Annotated in this window: 10 protein-coding genes and 1 pseudogene; 7 read left to right on the forward strand and 4 right to left on the reverse strand. The window is 44.5% G+C overall.

Translation table 11 applies throughout. The annotated features are described in order from the left end of the window. The first annotated feature begins 69 nt into the window (after positions 1–69). On the forward strand, positions 70–2,025 hold the full coding sequence (locus NXV01_RS13780) for a glycoside hydrolase family 97 protein (protein ID WP_259022668.1): 1,956 nt from the start codon (positions 70–72) through the stop codon (positions 2,023–2,025). A gap of 322 nt (positions 2,026–2,347) precedes the next feature. On the opposite strand, the gene NXV01_RS13785 is transcribed toward NXV01_RS13780, so the two are convergent. Next, positions 2,348–3,190 (reverse strand): aldo/keto reductase, encoded by an 843-nt coding sequence (locus NXV01_RS13785; protein WP_259022669.1) that lies wholly within the window; start codon positions 3,188–3,190, stop codon positions 2,348–2,350. Between the two features lie 232 nt (positions 3,191–3,422). Here NXV01_RS13785 and NXV01_RS13790 point away from each other — a divergent pair, with 232 nt between their 5' ends. Next, a complete protein-coding gene (locus NXV01_RS13790; protein ID WP_259022670.1) occupies positions 3,423–5,039 on the forward strand; it encodes an alpha/beta fold hydrolase in 1,617 nt (538 codons plus the stop codon). A gap of 25 nt (positions 5,040–5,064) precedes the next feature. Here NXV01_RS13790 and NXV01_RS13795 read toward each other — a convergent pair whose 3' ends face one another. Then, positions 5,065–5,448, reverse strand: a complete 384-nt coding sequence (locus tag NXV01_RS13795) for a DUF3037 domain-containing protein (protein ID WP_195649006.1) — start codon at positions 5,446–5,448, stop codon at positions 5,065–5,067. Then, positions 5,426–6,208 (reverse strand): HipA family kinase, encoded by a 783-nt coding sequence (locus NXV01_RS13800; RefSeq protein ID WP_148366046.1) that lies wholly within the window; start codon positions 6,206–6,208, stop codon positions 5,426–5,428. The genes NXV01_RS13795 and NXV01_RS13800 overlap by 23 nt, the downstream gene beginning before the upstream one ends. 164 nt (positions 6,209–6,372) lie before the next feature. Between NXV01_RS13800 and NXV01_RS13805 the strand changes: the two genes are divergently transcribed. The 3 genes and pseudogenes from NXV01_RS13805 (at position 6,373) to NXV01_RS13820 (ending at position 14,190) form a co-directional block, all read left to right on the forward strand. Then, positions 6,373–8,304 carry a glycoside hydrolase family 127 protein gene (locus NXV01_RS13805; protein WP_259022671.1) on the forward strand — a complete coding sequence of 644 codons (1,932 nt, stop codon included), beginning with the start codon at positions 6,373–6,375 and terminating at the stop codon, positions 8,302–8,304. Positions 8,305–8,379: 75 nt separating this feature from the next. Beyond that, positions 8,380–10,289: pseudogene (locus tag NXV01_RS25900) on the forward strand (alpha/beta fold hydrolase). A gap of 103 nt (positions 10,290–10,392) precedes the next feature. Next, positions 10,393–14,190 carry a glycosyl hydrolase gene (locus NXV01_RS13820; RefSeq protein WP_259022672.1) on the forward strand — a complete coding sequence of 1,266 codons (3,798 nt, stop codon included), beginning with the start codon at positions 10,393–10,395 and terminating at the stop codon, positions 14,188–14,190. 519 nt (positions 14,191–14,709) lie between these two features. Here the strand turns inward: NXV01_RS13820 and NXV01_RS13825 are convergent. Continuing rightward, complete coding sequence (locus NXV01_RS13825; RefSeq protein ID WP_259022673.1) at positions 14,710–15,621, reverse strand: Abi family protein; 912 nt, start codon at positions 15,619–15,621, stop codon at positions 14,710–14,712. A 669-nt stretch (positions 15,622–16,290) separates the two neighbouring features. Between NXV01_RS13825 and NXV01_RS13830 the strand changes: the two genes are divergently transcribed. After that, the gene (locus NXV01_RS13830) at positions 16,291–17,532 is read left to right on the forward strand and encodes an OmpA family protein (protein WP_259022674.1); all 1,242 of its coding nucleotides are present in this window, start codon (positions 16,291–16,293) and stop codon (positions 17,530–17,532) included. A gap of 507 nt (positions 17,533–18,039) precedes the next feature. Then, on the forward strand, positions 18,040–18,867 hold the full coding sequence (locus NXV01_RS13840; protein ID WP_309569319.1) for a DUF6562 domain-containing protein: 828 nt from the start codon (positions 18,040–18,042) through the stop codon (positions 18,865–18,867). Position 18,868 lies beyond the last annotated feature (1 nt).

The following is an 18,868-nucleotide window of genomic DNA, read 5'->3' on the forward strand; positions in this document are numbered from 1 at the left end:
TTTTATCGTATATTTGATATTGAGTATAATATCTTTCTCGTTCGTATATAATAGGAAAGATGAATAAACATGAACGTAAATAGAAGAATGAAGAAAAGAATTTTGCTTTTGTTGTTGGTGATACCGGCATTGGTAAAAGCGCAAGATGTGATGACAGAAACCCGCCAGGAACTGATGTCTCCTGATGGAGCTTACCGCTTTACCTTCTATCAGCGTGCGGTGGGAGAGGATAATGCACAAATGTATTATACATTGACTTATAAGAACCGTCCGGTGATTGAAGAAAGTAAATTAGGAGTTCTGATTGAGAATCAACTGTTTGAGTCGGCATTGGGTGTTCCGAACGATACTTGTCATTTTTGGTGTGAAAATCTGAAATTGACAGGGACTGAACAACGAAAGGCGGATGCAACATGGAAGCCTGTATATGGCGAACGTGCGGAAGTACGTGACTGCTACAATGAGATGACTTTGAAATTCAAGAAGGGAGAAGGGGATGGCAACCGAGACGGTGGCTATGATAAGCGTAAGAATTACTTTATGAACATTATCGTTCGTGCCTATAATGAAGGAGTTGCTTTCCGCTATCATTTTCCGGAAACGACAAACGGACTTTTCTTGCATATCATCGGTGAGCAGACCAGCTTCACAATGCCTGAAGGAACGATGGCATATTACGAGCGTTGGGCACAAGGACCTTGCATACTTCGTCCGTTGGAAGGATGGGGCAAAGAGGAGAGTGAGCGTCCTTTGACTTTGAAACTGCCTGACGGATTATCCGTAGCCCTGTTGGAAGCGGAAATGGTGGATTATGCCCGTGGTAAATTCCGTTTATCGGCAGATAAACCTTCCACTTTGGAGACAAGTCTGTATAGTAGCGTCGATATTATTTCTCCTTACAGTACTCCGTGGCGTGTAATCATGGTTGGCGAACGTCCGGTCGATTTAATTAATAATAATGATATTGTCTTGAATCTGAATCCGGCTTGCAAACTGGCTGATACTTCTTGGATCAAACCCGGGAAAGTATTCCGTTCGGGCGACTTGAAACAAGATAGAGTAAAAGCAGCCATCGACTTTGCAGCAGAGCGCGGCATTCAGTATGTGCATATGGATGCCGGCTGGTACGGACCGGAAATGAAAATGAGTTCGGATGCTACTACTGTCTCTCCTGATAAAGACCTTGATATACCTGCTTTATGTAAATATGCCGGATCGAAAGGAATCGGACTTATGGTGTATGTCAATCAGCGTGCATTAGTGCAGCAGTTGGATACCCTGTTGCCTTTGTATAAGAAATGGGGATTGAAAGGTATCAAGTTCGGTTTTGTACAGATTGGTAATCAGCGTTGGAGTACTTGGCTGCATGATGCAATCCGTAAATGTGGAGAATACGGTCTGATGGTAGATATTCATGACGAATATCGTCCGACAGGATTCAGTCGTACTTATCCTAACCTGATGACGCAGGAGGGTATTCGTGGTAATGAAGAAATGCCGGATGCCACACACAATACGACTCTTCCTTTCACCCGCTATCTGGCAGGTGCAGGAGATTATACGCTTTGTTATTTCAATAACCGGGTGAAGAATACGAAAGCACATCAGTTGGCTATGGCAGCAGTGTATTACAGTCCTTTGCAATTTATGTTTTGGTATGACAGACCGGAATTCTACCAAGGAGAAGAAGAACTGGAATTTTGGAAAGCCATTCCGAGTGTATGGGATGACAGCCGTGCGTTAGATGGAGAAATTGGTGAATATATCGTTCAGGCACGTCGTTCGGGGAATGACTGGTTTGTAGGAGCAATGACAAATACGGAAGCCCGCACAATTACATTGACTACGGATTTTCTGGAACCGGGAAAGAAGTATATGCTTCATCTCTATGAAGATGATGACAAGCTGAATACACGAACGAAAGTACGCACTACTCATAAGAAGATAAAAGCCGGAGATAAACTTGTTTTGAAGCTAAAAGCAAGTGGCGGGGCCGCATTGCATTTCACTCTATTGGAAAAATAAATTGTTTTTTATGTAAATCAGTAGTTGAATTAGAGTAAAACCGTACCGTTTTGAATTAAACAGATCATAAATTTAGGCACGGATTACGCGGATTACACGGTAGCTTTGCGCACTCACTACGCTAAAACCGTGAAATCCGTGTAATCCGTGCCTAATTCCTTATTTATAATTTCACTCATAACCGTGCGGAAATGAATGATAGTTTATTTTCAATAGCTGATTCGTAGTATTTTATAATGAGCGCAATTAATGAGACCATCCCCTTTAACCTTGTCTTTCATGTAATGAAAGTAGCAAAAGGAGTAAAGGGGATTTCATTTCCTTATTTACTATAATTAATCAACCACTTCACCATCTCCGGGTCATTATGAGAGAAGAAAAGTGTCTTAGCAGTATCAAGTGCAGCGATAGCCGCCATAGCATCCGGTGTTAAAGAAAAATCGAAAACATTGAAATTCTCAATCATACGTTCTTTATGAGTCGATTTAGGAATCACGATAATATCGCGTTGAATCAGATAACGTAGTGCGACCTGTGCCACTGATTTGCCATATTCTTTACCGATTTCCTGGAGAGTCGGGTTGGTAAAGAAGTCGTTCCGTCCTTCAGCAAACGGACCCCATGACATAATTTTAGTGCCATATTCCTTCATGACTTCCTGTAACTTTATCTGTTGGTTGAAAACATGTGTCTCCACTTGGTTGACGGCAGGAGTGATTTCGCAGAATTCCGCCAAGTCAACAAAGCGGTCGGGATAGAAGTTGCTGACACCGATAGCACGAACTTTACCGGCTTTGTATGCTTCTTCCATAGCCCGGTAGGTTCCGTAATAATCACCGAATGGCTGATGGATAAGTAACAGGTCGATGTAATCACTTTTTAATTTACGCAGTGATTCTTCGATAGAAGTTTTGGCCTTTTCGTAACCGGCATTTGAAATCCATACTTTTGTAGTGATGAACAGTTCCTCACGCGGAATGCCACATTTACTGATTGCATTTCCTACACCCTCCTCATTATGATAGGCTTGTGCCGTATCAATGGAACGATAACCTGCACTGATTGCATCCAACACGCAACGTTCACACTCTTCAGGCGTAACCTGATAGACACCATAACCTAAAATAGGCATTTCAATGCCATTGTTCAATTTTACTTTTTCCATAATCAATCCTATTAAATTAAAATCGTATTCTAATGTTTTTATTATCTTTATCTCCTGTATGCAAAGTTAGTTTGTAAAAGGTAAACTGTTTTTATATAAATTACGGCTTTTGCTACCATTTTCACGGATAACCCTGTCTTTGCATTAAATCTTTCATATATATAGTCGTTTTTTGAGTGTTTTGTTTTCCATATTCGTAATATAGGAAGTTAAATCAATTAAAAGAAGCATTATGAATAAATATTTTCTTGTTGTGTTGTTATCTCTGTTCATGCAGACTACCCGAGTTGCAGCAGCTCCTTGGCAGTGGTCAGTAGAAATAAAAGAGCTGATTTCAGAAGAAACAAACGCCCACCCGTCTGCTTGTCTGTGGATACCGGAAAACTGCAAACAAGTCCGTGCCGTCATCGTCGGGCAACATAATATGACCGAAGAGACAATTTTCGAACATCCCGGATTCCGGAAAAATATGGCACAACTTGGGATTGCAGAGATATGGATCACTCCCGGAATAGACCAACGATGGGACGTGACAAAAGGTACCCAGCAAATCTTTGAAACAATGATGAAGAACCTGTCTGAAATAAGCGGGTATACAGAACTGGAGTTTGCCCCGGTCATCCCTATCGGACACTCGGCAATGGCTACTTATCCGTGGAACTTTGCCGCTTGGAATCCCGAACGTACATTGGCCGTACTTTCTATTCACGGTGATTCTCCCAGAACTCATTTGACAGGCTACGGAAGTGCAAATTTGGATTGGGGAAACCATACGATTGAAGGTATTCCTTCATTAATGGTAATGGGGGAGGACGAATGGTGGGAAGACCGATTGATAACTTCCTTCGATTATCGCCGTGAATATCCGAATGCTCCCCTTTCATTCCTTGCAGATGCAGGACATGGACATTTCGATATATCCGATGAATTGATTGATTATCTTTCTCTCTTTCTGAAAAAGGCAGTGCAATATCGGTTGCCAAACCATTCTCCATCGAATACTCCGGTTCTGTTAATTCCGGTAGAAGCAAAGAATGGATGGCTGGCAGACCGCTGGCGAAAGAATGAAAAGCCTACAGCCGAAGCCGCTTCCTATGATAAGTATAAAGGAGACAAGACCCATGCGTTTTGGTATTTTGATAAAGAAATGGCAGATGCCACAGAAAAATATTACGCCAATGAGCGTGGAAAGACAGAGCAGTACATCGGCTTTGAGCAAAAAGGAAAACTGATTACTTTCAATCCGAAATCCCATGTACGTATGTCTCCTTCTTTTCAACCCGAGGCGGACGGAGTTACTTTTCATTTGAAAGCTGTGTACACAGATACGTTAAGGAACGAATATTCTCAAAAACACAGTACACGTCCCATTCGAATGTCGAGAATCTGCGGTCCGGTGGAAGTGGTGAATGATACAACTTTTACTGTACGTTTCTATCGGATGGGATTGGATAATCCTAAACGTACAGGAAGTATCTGTCTGATGGCTTCCGTAAAACAGGATCATAGCTACCGGAGTGCCGTTCAGCAGGTAGAAATTCGTATTCCTTACCGGAATAAGGAAGGAATACCCCAACGTATTATTTTTCCGAAACTATCCGATGTAAAGGCTTCAGTGAAAGAAATAACTTTGAAAGGAACTGCTGACTCCGGTCTTCCGGTTTACTATTATGTAAAAGAAGGACCGGCAGAAATAAAGGGGGATAAATTGGTATTGACTAAAATTCCTCCGCGTGCAAAATTTCCGGTAAAGGTGACAGTGGTAGCTTGGCAATATGGACGTAGCGGGGAACCTAAAGTGCAGACTGCTGAAGCAGTGGAGCGAAGCTTTTACATTACTGCCCGTTAGTTTGACAAAGAGATTGTTCAAGGAGTCAGAGTACCAATTCCTTGAACAATCTTTCCAAAGTCCTATCCAAATCAGCGGAGAATCCCGGATGCGGGCGGGACACCTGTATGCAGGAACTTTTTACTGCGGTCAGCCAACGAAATCTGTCAGGAATATCCATATTGGCTATAGCTCCTCCCTCTTTATTTCCCATGCATATCTTGTCAAAGACCTGTAACCCTTCTTTCAGGCAATTAATATCCAGTTCGGAAGAAAACAGTTTTAGTTTGTTCTCATCTATCGTATAGAGGGATTTCAGGTATTTGGCTTGTTTGGAAAACAATACAATCCCCATATTGATAAACTCCTCCCGTTCTACTTTAGGAACGAAACGGATGACTGCGTATTCATATAAGTGCCTTTCTTGCATTTTGCGCTTCATTTACAAATGTTTCGGAATGCTTAATCCTTTCTTCTAAGAATCGAATATAAATCTCTCTCAAATCCTGTGGAGTTTCTGTACCTTCCGTCCAGTTCAACCAGTCGTCGGGAATAGCATTGACTATCTCACGGATTTTATCAGAAGTTAATATCTGTCTGAATTCGATATCTACTTCTTCCAGTTTATCGGCAAACGGCAATAATACATGGTCTTTTATCTGTACAAAAGGAACCAGTGCCTGTTTTTGCCAGTTAGTCCAGGAATGGTGGAAATAAAGAGAAGCCCCATGATCAATCAACCATAGTTCTTTGTGCCACATCAGCATATTGGTATTTTTAATGGTACGGTCTACGTTAGTCAGCAAGGCATCCAGCCATACCACTTGCGAAGCCGTTTTCCCATCTACTTGATGTACTATCGGATCAAAAGTCAATGAACCGGAAAGGAAATGCAATCCCATATTCAGTCCGCGACTCCATTGAAGTAAATCCTGTATCTCTTCGTCCGCTTCCGTCCGCCCGAAGGCCTCGTCCAGATTCAGAAAAACTATTTCGGGAACTCTGAACCCCAGTGCACGGGCTATCTCCCCACCAATCAGTTCGGCAATTAGCGCTTTTGTTCCGTGTCCTGCCCCTCTGAATTTGACTACATACTTAAATTCATCGTCAGCTTCGGCCAAAGCAGGCAATGAACCTCCCTCACGCAGAGGAAGAATATATCTTGTGACATTTGCCGTACGTAAATCCATGTAGCTCCTTTCTTTGATTTGGGGAATAAAGATAGGACGTTTCAGATGAATTTTATAAGAAAGTGGGCTTTAAATTAAAGAATTGTAGCTTAATTAAATAATTTTGTAGCTTTGAGTGTTTGAGGCACCTTGTTCGTATCTTATAGGTAAAAGATAGAAATAGTATGAATAAGAAAATTTTAGTTACGGCAATCTTGTTTGGTTCATTGACAGTATCGGGTATAGTGTCAGCTCAATCTGTATATCCCGGTCAACATCAGGGAAAGTTGAAAAAGGAAACAGTGGCTCCCCTTCAAGCAGAAAGTTTTGATTTGAAAGACGTCCGCTTGTTGCCAAGTCGTTTCCGTGATAATATGCTTCGGGATTCTGCCTGGATGACTTCAATAGATGTGAATCGCCTGCTGCATAGCTTCCGTACCAATGCCGGTGTATTTGCCGGACGTGAGGGCGGTTATATGACAGTGAAAAAACTCGGTGGTTGGGAATCTTTGGATTGCGAACTTCGCGGACATACTACCGGACATATGCTTTCGGCACTTGGTTTGATGTACGCAGCTACCGGTAGTGAGATATTCAAGCTGAAAGGTGATAGCTTGGTCAATGGATTGGAAGAAGTGCAGAATGCATTAAAAAACGGATATTTGAGTGCTTGGCCTGAAGAATTGATAAACCGGAACATCCAGGGAAAAAGCGTATGGGCTCCTTGGTATACGCTGCATAAACTTTTTTCCGGGCTGATAGACCAATACCTGTATGCGGATAACAAGAAAGCATTGACTATCGCCACCCGAATGGGTGACTGGGCATACAATAAGCTGAAACCTCTTAGTGAAGAAACACGTAAGCTTATGATCCGCAATGAATTTGGCGGTATCAATGAGTCATTCTACAATTTGTACTCAATCACGGGAGATGAACGTTATCGTTGGCTGGCGGAATATTTCTACCACAATGACGTAATCGACCCGTTGAAAGAACTTCGTGATGACTTGGGAACGAAGCATACCAATACATTTATCCCGAAAGTGATAGCCGAAGCCCGCAACTACGAATTAACCTGCAACGAGACAAGCCGGAAACTTTCGGAATTTTTCTGGCATACCATGATTGACCATCATACTTTCGCCCCGGGATGCAGCAGTGATAAAGAACACTACTTTGACCTGAATAAGTTATCCCAACATCTGACCGGTTATACCGGAGAAACCTGTTGTACCTATAATATGCTCAAACTTAGCCGCCATCTTTTCTGCTGGACGGGCGATTCATCTATTGCAGATTATTACGAAAGGGCATTGTACAATCATATCTTGGGACAACAAGATCCCGAAACGGGTATGGTGGCTTATTTCCTGCCTTTGCTTTCCGGTTCTCATAAACTGTATAGCACAAAAGAGAACTCTTTTTGGTGTTGCGTAGGCAGTGGATTTGAGAATCACGCAAAGTTTGGAGAAGCCATTTATTATCACAACAATCAAGGAATATATGTAAATCTGTTTATCCCCTCACAGGTAATCTGGAAAGAGAAGGGACTGACCATCCGTCAAGAAACGGAGTTTCCACAAGAAGAAACAACACGTTTCACTTTCCGGGCAGAGAATCCCGTTCGCACCACTGTTTATCTGCGTTATCCTTCATGGAGCAAAGATGTGAAAGTGCTGGTGAACGGTAAGAAAGTATCTGTAAAGCAGAAATCGGGCTCTTATATTGCCGTTACCCGTGAATGGAAAGATGGCGATCAAATTTCGGCTACTTATCCGATGCAAATCAAACTGGAATCTACTCCGGATAATCCGGACAAGGCAGCTCTGTTATATGGTCCGCTAGTATTGGCGGGAGAACGGGGAACAGAGGGTATGCAGGCGCCTGCTCCTTTCTCTAATCCTGCTCTTTACAATGATTATTATACCTATGATTTTCGTGTCCCTGCCCATCTGCGCACTTCTTTGAAACTGGATAATAAGCATCCCGAACGTGCTTTGCAGCGGGTAGGAAGTGATTTGAAGTTTACGACAGAACAAGGAGATGTGATTCGTCCGCTATATGATTTGCATCACCAGCGCTATGTCGTATATTGGGATTTGCAATCAGAATAGTACTCGCTATAATCAAAATAGCACCTGCTAAAACAGGAAATATTGAAAACAGAAAATAGATAGTAAAACAACGATATGAAGAATCGTTTATTAATTGCCGCTTTTGTAAGTATCTTCTTTTTGACCGGTTCTTGCCAAATATCATCCGGTCAAGGAAAGCAGTATGACTTCTCATCTTTGGATTCTGTTATCCAAGGATGGGTAGACAAAGGATATTACCCCGGTGCATCCGTTTGTGTAGTGAAGAATGATACCGTCATTTTTCAGAAAAACTATCGGGACTATACACCCGATACAAAAGTATATGTTGCTTCTGCCGGGAAATGGGTAGCGGCTGCCGTCATCGCTGCGGTGGTAGACCGTACAGATTTGGAATGGGATGATCCGGTAGAGAAATGGTTACCGGAATTTAAAGGTGATGCCAAAGGTAAGATTCTTCTGCGGCAATTATTATCCCATACATCGGGAGTACGTCCGTATCTTCCCGAACCCCGTATAGATAATTATAATCATTTGGATTCGGCAGTTACAGAGATTCTCCCTTTAGATACAGTCTTTACCCCCGGCACTCGTTTTGAATATGGTGGACTTGCCATGCAAATTGCCGGAAGAATGGCGGAAGTGGCGATAGGAAAGGAGTTTGAAACTCTTTTCCAAGAACTGCTGGCACACCCTTTGGAAATGAAGAACTCTCATTTTACTCCAATTAATACGGACGGCGGACATGCTCCCATGTTAGGGGGGCGGATTGTGTACTACCTTGAATGATTATCTTCATTTCCTATCCATGATTTATCACGATGGAATATACAATGGCAAGCAGATTATATCAGCAGAAACAGTAAAAGAGATGCAGGCCGATCAAGTGAAAGATGCCATAATCCCTTCAGATAATTATGTAGCGAAAGGATTGGGACAATCTCACAATGGAATCTACGGATTGGGAGAATGGCGTGAATTAATAGATAAAAAAGACAGGCGAAGCCTGCCAGATTAGCTCACCGGGATGGGCCGGCGCTTATCCGTGGATAAATAAACATGATAAAGTTTACGGATTCTTCATTTCTCATGTAACAGGTTCTTCCGTTAAAGAAGACGGTTTCTCTTCTTTCTTCGGTAGTCCCGTCATTTCACGGACTGTTTCAGAGATACTGAAAGGTAATTCGTCGGTTGTCAAACAAGGACGTATGAATGTAAGAAACGGCTCTCTATACTATGAAGAAGCCGGTCAGGGTGAGCCGGTAATCTTTGTGCACGGCCATTCGCTCGACCATCGTATGTGGGACGAACAGTTTTCTGTGTTTGCGAAAAAGTATCATGTCATTCGCTATGATTTAAGAGGATATGGTCTTTCTTCTTCCCAAACCGAAGATTATCAATTTACACATGCTGAAGATTTGGTTACTTTAATGGACTCTTTACATCTTCCAAAAGCACATATTGTCGGGCTTTCTTTGGGTGGGTTTATTACTGCTGATATGTTGGCGTATTTCCCAGACCGGATGTTATCGGCTTTTCTAGCCAGTGGAAATATTCGGAAATCGAAAGGGCCCAGTGAGCCGATGACTAAAGAAGAAGCAAAGGTACGTGATGAAGAAATAGCTGCCCTGAAAGAGAAAGGAGTGGAGGTGATGAAGAAGGAGTGGTTTGAAGGACTGATGAAATCTGGAGGAACCCAACGCGAACGGATGCGTGCGCCTCTGTGGGAAATGATTGACGAATGGGATGCATGGCAACCGCTACACAAAGAAGTACGGGTAGTAGCGGGACTGGATGCTATTGAAAAATTGAAGAAGAGTCACCCTGCCGTACCAGCTTTGATTGTTGAAGGTCACTCGTCTGACAACCGGTTCTCAAAGGAACCTCAAATTTTGAATTATCTGCCTAATGGAAAGCTGAAAGTGATTGAGGATTGCGGACATATGATGAATATGGAACGCCCGGAAGAGTTCAATTCTGTTTTGGAAGAGTTTCTTTCAAATTAGCCTCGATATGATGCTATTTATCTAAACAAAATAGGTGTTGAGGCATTTATTGTTGAGTAAACGGAAGCACTCTTTCGTATTTGTTTCTAAAGTTAGAATGAATATGAAGAGACGATTTTTATTATTGCTATTTGCGGCGGTTTGCTTTTGCATGAATGCACAAGTGAATAAGAACCTTGATGTTCTGAAGAAAGATGATTTTATGAATCCCCCCATGCAGGCACGTCCTAGCACGTACTGGATGTGGATGAATGGTCATATAACCAAAGAAGGACTGACTGCCGATTTAGAATATATGAAGCGGAATGCTTACGGCGCTGCCATGATGTTCAATACAGGTGTGGGCATTCCTCGTGGAGCAGTAGATTATGCTTCTCCGCAGTGGGAAGAAATGACAATTCATGCAGTCAAAGAAGCGGAACGATTAGGAATGGAACTGTATTTGCAGAATTCCCCCGGATATAGTGGGACGGGTGGACCGTGGATAACTCCGGAATATTCGATGCAACAGCTTGAATGGACGGAAACATTGGCAACGCTGGATAAAAAAGGATGGATTAGTACTCGAATCCCACGTCCGTATGCAAAACAAGGATACTATAAAGATGCTTTTGTACTCGCATATCCAGCCCTGGAGTCGGAAACCGCTCTGTTTCAAAACCTCGTAAAGAAAGTGTCTCTGAATAATCAGGAAGTGGATAAGTCATTGCTCGCAGACAATGACTTGAATACGCAAATCCACTTGGATAAACAAAAGAACAGCTTGACTTTTGGATTGTCGGAACCCTTTGAGGCAAGAGCGATAACCGTTCGCCGCGGAGATCGGGAGAAGCCGCTTGACCCGCATGACGGACCGCGTGATTATGCTCCTGTATTGACATTGGAAGTTTCGGAAGATGGAGTGAACTATCAGAAAGTTGCCAACCTGAATAGTCCGGCTTTGCGGGCAATGGACACTCTGGGGACGGCAAGTTTCGCTCCGGTTAAGGGACGCTATTTCCGTTTAACGACGAATCGTAGCACAAACTTGAGTGAAGTGAATTTACACGCATCAGAACGCATCATAAACTGGCCTGCTAAAACAAATTATGTGAAAGATCCGGTGGCTCCGGGCTTTTCTTCTCAACGGGTGCCCGGCGGACAAATGATAGACCCGGAACAAGTGATTGATATTACTTCTTTCATGGACAATGATGGGAATATAAAATGGAAAGCCCCTCGGACAATGAGTGAAAAAGGAAAGAGACAAGTCGTTTCCCGTTGGACTATAGTCCGGTTGGGCTCCACCACTACAGGCGAAGAAGTGGCGGCTTGTCCGGACAGTGGGCGCGGGCTTGATTGTGATAAATTCAGTAAGGAGGCATTAGACCGGCATTTCGATCTTTTTCTGGATCCGCTGTTGGATAAATTGAAACCGTGGTGTGGAAAGACATTGACTGCGTTGATGATGGATAGTTGGGAAGCCGGAAAACAGAACTGGACTTCCTCTTTACCTGTTTTTTTTCGTCAGCGTAAAGGATATGATGCGACTCCCTGGCTGCTTGCCATGACCGGTCGGGTAGTGAAAAGCGTTGAGGCTACCGAACGTTTTCTCTATGATATGCGCCGTACACAGACAGATATGTTTAATGAGAACTTTCTGGCACACTTCAAGGAACGTGCTGCCCGTTACGGGCTGAAATTTGCTGCCGAACCTTATGGTGACGGCAACTTTGAAAGCCTTGAATATGCCGAACATTTGGATTATCCGATGAGTGAATTCTGGATACATTATATATATGGCGGAGTAACCACTTCAAAAATGGCGGCTAGTACTGCACATCTATGGAATCGTCCGATTGTGGGCGCGGAATGTTTCACCGGTACTCCTTTCAACAGCAAGCTGACGGAGCATCCGTATGCGATGAAAGCCGAAGGAGATTATATGATGACTACCGGAGTTAACCGCTTCGTCTATCATGTGTTTGCGCATCAACCCTATGTAGGCGGTACACCCGGAACCTTTATGACAATGGGACCTTTCGGAACCCATCTCAATCGTAATTCGGTTTGGGCCGAACAGGCAATCGGGCTGAATATCTACAATGCCCGTTGCGCATCTATTTTGCAGCAAGGATTGTATGCCGCCGATATACTGTATATTAAAGATGAAGGGATTTCGTCCGGTATTGCTGATTATGATTTTACCGAACCTGCCACTCCTTATGGTTATCGATGGGATATTGGCAGTAAGAATATACTAGAACGCATCACTGTGGAAGACGGTCGGTTGACATTGCCCCATGACATGAATTACCGGATATTGGTTTTGACACCTATGAAACAATGTTCCCCGGAATTGCTGAAACAAGTAAAAAGACTGCTTCAACAAGGAGCTACCATCGTACTTTCCGGAGAAAAGCCGGAAGGATACATGGGGATGGATGCCAATAAGGATATGGAAGTAAAGGCTTTGGCGGATGAGTTATGGTCAAAAGCATCATCGGCTTTGTATGACGGGACTGTTTATTATACGAAAGATTTGCAGAAGGTTTTGAATGCGGAACAGATTCATCCCGATTTCTCTTTTGTTTCCGAAAACAAGGATGCGCAAATCCATTTTATACACCGCACTGTGGGGGAAGAGGAAGTTTATTTCATCAGTAATCATCGCCGCCGTCCGGAAATGTTGACTGCCACTTTCCGTATTCGTAATATGAAACCCTCTCTTTGGGATGCGGAAACAGGTGAAACGGATATTCCCGTTTCTTATAAAGAAGAAAATGGAATGACGAAAGTTACTTTATCCCTTGCTGAAAGTGGTTCTGTCTTTATCGTATTCCGTCCTTCTGAAAAGGAGACGGAGAGAGCTTCCGACTATACAAAAACACATAAAAATGTCAAAAGGGAAACTGCCGGTTTTAAAGAGATTGTTCCGGTTGCCTCTCTTGATTCTCCCATATATAATACTTTTACTATTTCTTTATGGGCAAAACCGGAAACATTTGCTGCCGGTGGACGTGGCTTTCTTATTTTCCCTGATAAAGGAGAGGAAAGGTTAGGGAAAGGCCATGCGACGGTCGGACTTGCCATGGGGCAAAATACGGTGCGGGTATATGAACGTGCTTCTGCCAATCAAGTCGTATTAGAGTGCAACACACCGATAGAAGGATGGACGCATGTGGCTGTAGTGTACGACGATGGTGTTCCCACGCTTTATCTGAACGGGAGAATTGCCGCCGTAGGGAAGAAGTCGGCATATATCTGTTCTCCGGCCTATGATGTGCCAATGGCGGAAGAACAGTATGTGGGCAGCTTTGAGGGGGATCAGACAAAGACGGTTTATGCGTCCGCGGCATGGTCCGGAGAAAGAGTGAAAGCGGAGGTCGCGGCGGGGCTGCCGGAACCGGTGATTCCTGCCGGCAATCAGGTACTGCGGACATTGGACGGAGCTTGGAAAGTACAATTTCCTGCATGGAGTAAGGCACCTGCCGGGATTATTCTACCGGTTTTGGAATCTCTTCACAAACATTCAGATTTTAATGTGAAGCATTTCTCCGGAAAGGCAACTTATCTGAAAACGTTTGTTTTAACTGCGGAAGAATGGAAAAAAACAGTCCGGAAAGAGTCCCCTGAACGAATACTGCTTGATTTGGGACGTGTGGAAAACATAGCACAAGTCAGCGTGAATGGAGCAGTTCCGGTTTTAGTTTGGAAAGCTCCTTATCGGATAGACATAACCGAACGGCTGAAGGCAGGAGAAAACCAATTGAAAATAGAGGTTATCAATCTGTATCCCAATCGTTTGATTGGCGATGAATATTTGCCGGAGAAGTATGAATATGATGAATATGGCCGTATCCGGCGATTCCCCTCCTGGTATGTAAATCAGGAGAAGGATACGGACAGTTTTCGTATTTAGAAGTAATTGATTCCCAATTATTTGCAGTTAATACGGTAGAAAAGTGGATTGGGTTCTATTTGTGGGTTCACGGAAAGTGAAGATTTAACGATTTTAACTTGCTTTTACGTGCAAATGTGCGGTTTGGATGACAAAATGAGGGAAGAGAAGAGAAATAAAGGGATGCAGTGAAAAGAGAAAATAGGATGGGTTGCTGTTGTAACGATACGCATTCTCTTATATGGATATACAGACAACTTTACTTTATTGTCTGTATATATATAAGAGGTATAAAGTCAAGTGGAATGTTAGGGATGGTGTCGGTTGAAACGACCTCATCTGCTTGTATAGAACTTGGTTGACAACTTTACTTTATTGTCTGTATATATACAAGAGGTATAAAGTCAAGTGATGCAAAGGGGATGGGTTGGTGAGGTGGCAGGCCTTTTCGTCTTTTGACGGCAAAAATTGTTTCGATATGCGCTGATGAGGTGGGTACAAGCCACCCCATCTTTTCTTTTTCGACAGTTCCTGTCTTCGTTATCGGGTGCTCCACAATGGTTCGTTCTGCCAGTTGCCTGATGGGAAGCCCAGTGCGCCGAGGTCAACTTCGGGATATTCTGCGAAGAGTGCCTGCATCTTGTCCAGCATGTCATTTCCCGGAGATATGATATTGAGGAAGTATTTGATGATGCAGAGATCAAAATAGGTGCGCATGGAGTCGGTCGGTAGGGTAATCCAGCATCCGATAGGATTGCTTGGTATGGCAGGTTGCATGGCATTCCGTTTGTTCCATACCCTTGCGTGGTGGCCACATGCGTTGCGAGTTACAGCTATGACGGTCATCCATGACTCAAAGACCCCCATCTGCAATCCGAATCTTTTGGCTATACGCTTGCGTATGCGGTTCTGCTTGATGTTCCTGTAAATGGCGTTCACGTTGCCGATAGTAAGCAACTCGCCTAATATCCATGACGGTGGGAATGGATTAGAATAAGTATTCTTGAAATGCTGTATAAACTCCTCTTTGGACTTGGCATATTCTCCGCTTATGGCTCGCATCGTCTCGTTGAATTTTGCACTGTCAAGGAAATATGTCGGTGTGGTAAGCCAAAACGGATCGTTAGTCATTTCTGCGGGTATCTGCATTACAGCCCTACGAACTGCTATCTCGATTTTCTCAATCTCATTGAACATCAAAAGTCGAAGTTTCTTGTCGAAACGATACAGCATCATGACTTTCTTGAATGTAGCCCCTTCTTTGAAAATATGGGCAGTCTTTGGAGTCTTAAGCAAAGGGTACATATAGGCGGACAAGCGATAATAACCGATATTATCCAAATAATCCTCGGCTTTCCGCTGGTCTTCTATATACAAGCCTCGTGAACGAAGCAAGGTGACAAGTTCTGCTGATGAAGAGAACTGTTTTATGAATGGAATAAGATGTGCCATAAACAAAAAACGCCTCGCACGATTTGAGCATTGTTAAGAGGCTTGGCGAGGACTGACGATGCAAAAGTACGACTTTTATTTTAGTTGTGCAAGAGTTTGGGGAGAAAAGTGATGATTTTACGGGTGTTTTAACAGTTGTTGGGTGTTTGGACGTGCAAAATGCGGCAGTTACAAACCAAAGTGGGGAAGATACAAACCAGATTGGGGAATGTGGAAGGATGGAGATAACTTTGGATAAGCAAAGCTGCATCTCGGCATAACACTCAAGCTTGGTGATTCTGCTCTCGATTTGCATTTGCTTTGCAGCTGATTATAAACGAAATTATAGCGGAAAGGTGGCTTTAAACGTTAAACTGTCACAAATATGAATAAATTTCTAAGCATTTTGATGCTTGTTTGAGGGAAAATTTGTATCTTTGCAGCGCATCTTGGTGTATTCGCTTGTGAATGAGCGATGCGCCACATTAGACATTATAGACATGAAGACAATGACACACATAGCAAAAACTGATTGCAACCCATTGAACCTTAGAGATTTAGGGGAGGGGTATCAGCTTTGCTGTAACGTCTTCGTTCACATATAGATACAGAATAGAGCCTTCCGCAGGTGTCAGACAAGGACATCGGCGGGAGGCTTTTGCGTTTTATACATATAATTGAAATTTGAACATGAATACACCAAAAGTCATTGAAACTTGTCTCTTGTTCATCATGATATTGGCTGTGCAGAATGTATGCGCACAGAAACATTTGGAACGTACGGCAAATGACAATTCCGCAGCAGCGTGGTATGGCGGCATAGAGGGCGGCGTGCCTTTCGGGGTGAGCACCTTCAGTTCGTTCGAGGCTGACAAGACAAGGTCTGGATATGCCTTGGGACTGTTCGGAGGCTACCGATTCAATCCTGTCCTCTCAGCGGAGCTGACCGCCAAGTGGGGAAAAACCAATCTCTCTGCACGTGACTGCTGCACAGAGGGTGGCTACTGGTTGGGGGCTGACGGTAAGACCTATCACGCACCCGTGGCAGGATTCGGCGGAGCCGACTATGCCGACCTGAAAAGCAGTGTGTCGCTGCAACAATACGGAGTGAGGCTGAACGTGAATCTGCTCGGCTTCTTCCATTCCCTGCGTGACAGCCGATGGAGGCTGGAACTCTCGCCAATGCTCGCAGCCGTGGGTACAAAGGCTGACGTGAAGACCATTGCTGGCGGCAACAGCCTGATGAAGGACAAGACACGCTGGCATCTTGGTGCTGGTGGCAACGTGCAGGCCTCCTACGCAGTGACGAACAAGCTGCATCTCGGCATCTATTCGGGCATCACCTGCCTGACAGGCAAGGGCATGGACGGTGTGACAGAAGACATTCACAACGGCAATTTCCTTTGGGAAAGCGGTGTACGTATAGGGCTGTCGTTAGGCAAATGCCGCAGGAAGACCAAGCAAACAGAGGAAACAGTACCGACAATAACGCAAACTCCTGTCGAGGAGATACAAACGCCTGAGCCGCAGGAGCCGGAAGTGGAGACAACGACTGATAAGAAAGAAGAAAAGACGACCATTGAGACAATGGAAAAGGAGATTGTCTTCCCCGTCATCTACTTTGATTTCAATAAGACTGACATCAAGAGTGGCGAGATTGCCAAGCTCCAAGAGATCTGCAATATACTTCAATCCAATCCCGACATGAAAGTAAGTATCAAGGGATGGACAGACACTGTGGGCGGTACTGCCGTGAACAAGCGTATATCGCTCCGTCGTGCCGAAGTCGTAAAGGCATGGCTTGTCGGTCAAGGCATAGACCCTTCGCGTATGAATATATATGGAATGGGCATTGAAAGTAATGAGCCAGATGCCTCAAAGGCACGCCGTGTCGTTGTGGCAGAAAAGGAAAGAAAGGAGGTGCAGCCATGAAGACAATGATGAATTACCTCATGAATATGCTGCTCATGGTAGCAGTTCTCTTAGGCTTTACAGCCTGTGCCAACGACGACCCACATGAAGACGAGGGCGGCGTGGCTATAGCCCTTGACAATAGTCAGTGCCCTAATGTCAACATCGGGCACACCAGGCTTTTTGTCTATAACGCCAGCGGCAACCTATGCGCCACATACGATTATGTCGATGCGCATGCCGTGGCTTCTGCCCTGCTGCCGTTAGAGGTGGGACACTATACGATAGCAGTCATCATCAATGCCGATGAGACTCCGGCTGAGACAGCCACCCTGACAGCCTTGCACGAATGGGTGGCAGCACAGGAAGGTCTTGACCCCGACTTGCTCTCCAGCATAGCGGATGTAGACGTGGCGGAATGGAGAATAATCCGTGTCACCCTGCCTTTGACGCGAGGAGATTTCTCTCTGCCGGTGCTCAGCGTGCGCTTCCACATTCCCACAGACAGACATGGCAGACTTTACCCTGATGCAAACCAAAGTCCGTGCAGCCGAAGCCGGCTATACGCTGCGTTGTGTGGCGGAAGTCTGCAAGGAGGGGACTGTCCAAGTGGCTCTACACAAGGTGGTCACACCCGAACTGCAAGCCGACGGTACCTACCTGTTGGAACTTCAACTGTCGGAAGGCAGCTACGACCTGCGTCTCTGGGCAGACTATGCCCATACTGATACGCCACTTGCCGACACATTCTACAATACAGAGAGCCTGAAAGCCGTGACTATCTTCACCGAGCCATACACGGCAAACACCGACGGCAAGGATGCGGCTTACGGCAACGAGAGCGGCATAGCCTTGTCGGGCGAAGGCGCAAGCATAACGATGGACTTAAAGCGACCGTTGGCGAAATACCGCATCATTGTTGATAAAGAAGAAATAGAGGAATATCTGCGGTTGCGTGACACCAATCCAAACGAGTTCCCGCCTATCGAAGAGCTGACGGTCGGTGTGCAGTATGAGGGCTACTTCCCCTCTGGCTTCAATGTCTCTACCGAAAAGCCCAACGATGCCGTGGGCGGTATCTGCTACTCAGGTTCTCTCAGCCATTACACCGGCACAGAAGAACTGGAACTGGGCAGCGACTGGATATTTGTAAATGGCAACTCGTCGTTTGTCAATGCCACGGTAATCGTCTCCGACGGCAAGGGCAATGTGATATGCCGCATCCCCGGTGTGAAGATAGACTATCGCCGCAACCATCTGACCACCGTCAGTGGCAGATTCCTTACCTCGGGTGCCAACAGCGGCGGAATACACATCAACACCGACTGGAACGGCAGCTTCGAAGTATGGTTTTGAA

This window comes from Bacteroides sp. BFG-606, from assembly GCF_024788145.1.
GTDB classification, from domain to species: Bacteria; Bacteroidota; Bacteroidia; order Bacteroidales; family Bacteroidaceae; genus Bacteroides; species Bacteroides vicugnae.